Genomic DNA, 4,127 nt, shown 5'->3' with positions numbered 1-4,127 from the left:
CGCCGGAGTTCTTCCAGTAGGTATGCCATTCGGGCTGGTGGACGATTTGCAGCCCCACCCACACCGGCTGGCCGGGCACCACGCCCTGCGGCGCATGCGCGAGCAGCTCGGCGCGCACCTGCGGCGTGGTGACAACGGAATTTATAGTTTTTTGGGCGCTCGCGCTTATGGGCAGAGCGTAGGCAGCTATTAAAAGCAGAGCGGTGAGGAAACGGTGCAGCATGGTGGGGCCAGAGTATGCCGGGTGGGAGCGGCTGGCAGGGCGCAAAGTTCCGGGTCAGACGCTGGTGAACACCGCAGGCAGCTTCTTCGGCGCTTTGATGCGCAGTTGCTTGTGCACGCTTTCTTGCCCAAACACCACCTCGATATCGGCTACCGCCACGCCAAACAAGGGCGCCAGAAAGCGCACCATGTGGTCGGTGGCCTTGCCGTTTTTCGGGGCGGCGGTGACGCTGATTTTGAGCTGCGTGCCCTTGGGCTTGCCAATCGCGTCGCGGCTGGCGGCCGGCTTGCCCAGGATGTTGAGCACCAGCACATCGCCGTCCCAGGCAAAAAACGTGTCGCCCGTGGCGTTGCGCGGCGCCGCCATGGTCAGGCGGCGCCTGGGCTCTTCAGGCGTAGCAGGCCTAAACCCAGCAGGCCAAACGCGCCGCCGCAGACGCGGTTGAACAGGCGCGCCCGTTGCGCGGTGCCAAACCAGCGGTGGGTGTGCCTGGCCAGCAGCACGTAGGCGAAGTGAGATGTCAGCACGCAGGCGGCAAAGGTGCTGGTCAGCGCCAGGAATTGCGGCAGCATCGGTGCCCCGGGCTGGATGAACTGGGGAAACAGCGCGGTGAAGAACAGAATGCTTTTCGGGTTGGTCAGCGCCACCAGCAGGCCCTGGCGGAACATGGCGGTCTTGCTTTTTTCGGCTTGCACGTTGCTGGACAAAGGCTGGTTGAACATCGAGCTCTGGCTGGTCCATTGACGGTAGCCGAGGTAAACCAGGTACAGCGCGCCGGCGGTCTTGAGCAGCGCGAACAGCCAGGCTGAGGTGTGCAGCAAGGTCCCCAGGCCCGCCATCGCCGCGCCCGACACGGCAAATACGCCCAGCACATTGCCGGCGGTGCTGCACAGTGTTTTGCGCGGGCCCCAAGCTACCGCGTTGGAGATGGCCAGCAAAATACCCGGCCCGGGGCTGAAGGCGGTGACCAGCGAAATGGTGATGAACAGGAGCCAGGCGGAGGAGGTCATGGGCGTGAGCAGTGAAAAAAGGCCGGTTTGAGCATGATTTATGCCTGTAGCCCAATGTTTTAGGGTGCCAGCAGCTATCGTTTTGATAGCGTGTAAAAACTACGGCGCCGCCTCCTGGCCGCGCTTGACAAAAAACAGGCCGGCGCCCACGGCCATCAGCAGGCCGCCGAACAGCCGGTTTTGCAGCTTCAGGGCCTGGGCATTGCCAAACAGCGCCTGCAGCCGGCTGGCGGCAAAGGCATAGCCGTGCATCACCACCGTGTCCACCGCCACCGTGGTGACCGCAATCACCAGCAGCTGCAGCCACAGCGGGCGGGCCGGGTTGATGAACTGCGGCAGCACCGCCACCATGAACAGAATGCCCTTGGGGTTGGTCATATTGGTCAGGAGGCCGGTAAACCAGCGCTTGCGGGTCGACGGCAGCGCCGCGCCGCTGGCCGGGGCGCCCACCCCCTTGGGCAGCATGGCTCCCGTCGAGCGCCACTGCGACCAGCCCAGGTAAATCAGGTAGGCGGCGCCCAGCGTCTTGACGATGCTGAAGGCCAGCTCAGACGCCACCAGCAGCGAGCCGACGCCGGCGCCCGCCACCACCAGGATGATCAGCAAACCGGCCTGCAGCCCGGCAATGGTGGCCTGCGTGCGCCTGACGCCGTAGCTCAGGCCGTGGCTCATGGCCAGAATCGCGCCCGAGCCGGGAGAAATGGCAATCAGCAGCGAGGCGATCAGGTAAGCAGTCCAGGTGTGCAGGGCCATGGTGTCAGGAGGAGGTCGGGGTTCAGTGAAAAGGGGTCAATTTTGAAACAAACCTTATCCTACAAGCATTGCCCATGCCCCCAGTTATCATGCGGCCATGACTCCCATGCCACCATTGCAGCACTGGCTCACCGGGGCCAACCGCACGGTGCAGCGCTGGCTGACGGCCTGGTGGCGGCTGGTGCACCTGGGGGCGATCATTCTGGTGCTGACGCTGTCGCCGTCCAGCTACAGCCGTGACAACCGCAAGGTGCTGGCGCGCCACATTTACCTCAATACCGCACCGATTTTGATGGGCTTTACCGTGCTGTGCGCGCTGATCAGCCTGGTGCTGACCCGCATCGTCACCACCACCGCGCTCAGTTACGGCCTGTCGCAGTACGCGCTGCAGGTCGTGATCCGGGTGCTGGTGCTTGAATTGATTCCGCTGACCGCCGCGCTGTTTGTGGCCCTGCGCTGCACCATTCCCGATGGCGCCGAACTGGCCGAGCTGCAGGCCCGGGGCGACCTGGAGGCGCTGCGCCGGCGCGGCATCGATCCGGTCAGCCGCGAGGTGCTGCCGCGCGTGGCGTCGGGCATTTTCTCGACCATCACGCTGGCCGCGTTGAGCTGCGTGGTGGCGCTGGTGGTGGCCTACCTGGCGGTGTATGGTTTCCGGCTGTCGGGCCTGGCGGCCTACACCCGCCTTTTTGGCCAGGTCTTCAACCCGGCGGTCAGCCTGATTTTTCTGCTGAAAACCATTTTTTTCAGCTTGGCCGTGTCCTTGATTCCGATGGCCTCGGCCCTGTACGGCATGGCCGAAACCAGCACCCGCACCAGCGCCGAAATGCGCGGGCTGGTGCGCATGTTTGCCGTGATCTTGCTGATAGAAATGGCCTCGCTGGTCGGTAACTACTATTGAGTCATTGAACATCACCCCCCGACCTTCATCCAACCGCCCATGAGCCCACCCCAAGATCCTCCCGCACCTGACATTCCGGCGCTAGACGCGGCACCCGCTCCGGCTCCCACGTCCGAGCGGGTGGCTCACCTGGAGTTCAAGGCCGTGCTGCTGCTGGTCTTCATGCTGCTGCTGGTGGTCGGGTCGGCGCTGTTCGTGCTGTACGCGCGCGGCGCATTTGACGCCACCCAGCGGCTGGTGCTGATGGCCGACGACTCCGAGGGCGTGGTGGTCGGCATGGACCTGACGTTTTCGGGTTTTCCGATTGGCCGGGTGCGGCGCATCGAACTGGCCGAAGACGGCAAGGCCCGCATCCTGGTCGATGTGACCAGCAAAGACGCGCACTGGCTGCGCACCAGCAGCGTCTTTACGCTGGTGCGCGGCCTGGTCGGCGGCACCAACATTCGCGCCTACACCGGCCTGCTCAATGACCCGCCGCTGCCCGACGGCGCCGTGCGCAGCGTGCTGCTGGGCGACGCCGCCGCGGAAATCCCCAAAACCATCGCCGCGGCCAAGGACCTGATTGAAAACCTGAGCAGCCTGACCGGCAGCAGCGGTGCGGTCGGCGCCAGCCTGGCCAATCTGCAGACCCTGACGCAGCGCCTCAACGGCCCCGGCGGCGCGCTGACCGTGCTGCTGGGCAGCGAGGCCGAGGCTAAAAAACTGGCGCTGACGCTGGACCGCACCAACTCGCTGCTGGCCAAACTCGACGGCCTGGCCGCCAAGACCGACACCCAGGTGTTTGGCGACAAGGGCGTGATGCCTGAAACCCGCGCCACCATCGTGCAGCTCAACGCCATGCTGGGCGAGGCGCGCACCAGCCTGAAAAAAGTCGATGCGATTCTGGTCGATGCGCAGGCCATCAGCAGCAACGCCAAAGACGCCACCGCCGACCTCGGCGCGCTGCGCGGCGATGTCGAAGCCAGCCTGCGCAAGGTCGAGGGCCTGGTCAACGAGATCAACCGCAAGTGGCCCTTTGCCAGGAATGCGGAGATGAAACTGCCATGAAGACCCGCATCAAATTAATAACTGCGCTAACCGCCATATTCGCCGTATTGGTTCTCAGCGCCTGCGCCAGCGGCCCCAAACCGCCCGACTGGCAGCTTGAAGCCAAGGGCTCGATGGAGCGCTCGGTCGCCGCCTACATGGAAGGCAACAGCCGGGTCGAAACCGCCGAGCTGGAGCGCGCGCGCAGCCAGCT

Annotated in this window: 5 protein-coding genes and 2 pseudogenes; 3 read left to right on the top strand and 4 right to left on the bottom strand. The window is 64.6% G+C overall.

All coding sequences use genetic code 11. The features are described 5' to 3' along the window. The 4 genes and pseudogenes from RMO23_RS13685 to RMO23_RS13670 form a co-directional block, all read right to left on the bottom strand. Positions 1-223 (bottom strand): annotated as a pseudogene (locus tag RMO23_RS13685) (protein-disulfide reductase); the annotation flags it as partial. Positions 224-277: 54 nt separating this feature from the next. After that, a complete protein-coding gene (locus RMO23_RS13680; protein ID WP_309682509.1) occupies positions 278-589 on the bottom strand; it encodes a DUF167 family protein in 312 nt (103 codons plus the stop codon). A 2-nt stretch (positions 590-591) separates the two neighbouring features. Further along, positions 592-1,233 (bottom strand): LysE family translocator, encoded by a 642-nt coding sequence (locus RMO23_RS13675; RefSeq protein WP_309682506.1) that lies wholly within the window; start codon positions 1,231-1,233, stop codon positions 592-594. A 99-nt stretch (positions 1,234-1,332) separates the two neighbouring features. Continuing rightward, positions 1,333-1,986, bottom strand: a complete 654-nt coding sequence (locus RMO23_RS13670; RefSeq protein WP_309682503.1) for a LysE family transporter — start codon at positions 1,984-1,986, stop codon at positions 1,333-1,335. Between the two features lie 106 nt (positions 1,987-2,092). On the opposite strand from RMO23_RS13670, the gene RMO23_RS13665 reads away from it, so the two are divergent. The 3 genes and pseudogenes from RMO23_RS13665 to RMO23_RS13655 all read left to right on the top strand — a co-directional run. Beyond that, complete coding sequence (locus RMO23_RS13665) at positions 2,093-2,887, top strand: ABC transporter permease (protein ID WP_309682500.1); 795 nt, start codon at positions 2,093-2,095, stop codon at positions 2,885-2,887. Between the two features lie 39 nt (positions 2,888-2,926). Continuing rightward, positions 2,927-3,934 (top strand): MlaD family protein, encoded by a 1,008-nt coding sequence (locus RMO23_RS13660; protein ID WP_309682497.1) that lies wholly within the window; start codon positions 2,927-2,929, stop codon positions 3,932-3,934. Further along, a pseudogene (locus tag RMO23_RS13655) lies at positions 3,931-4,127 on the top strand (hypothetical protein); the annotation flags it as partial. The gene RMO23_RS13660 and the pseudogene RMO23_RS13655, both read left to right, overlap by 4 nt.

The sequence above is a fragment of the Polaromonas sp. genome (genome assembly GCF_031411155.1).
GTDB lineage: Bacteria > Pseudomonadota > Gammaproteobacteria > Burkholderiales > Burkholderiaceae_C > Polaromonas.
Note: the sequence above shows the minus strand (reverse complement) of the source record. Positions and strands in the feature narration are given on the sequence as shown.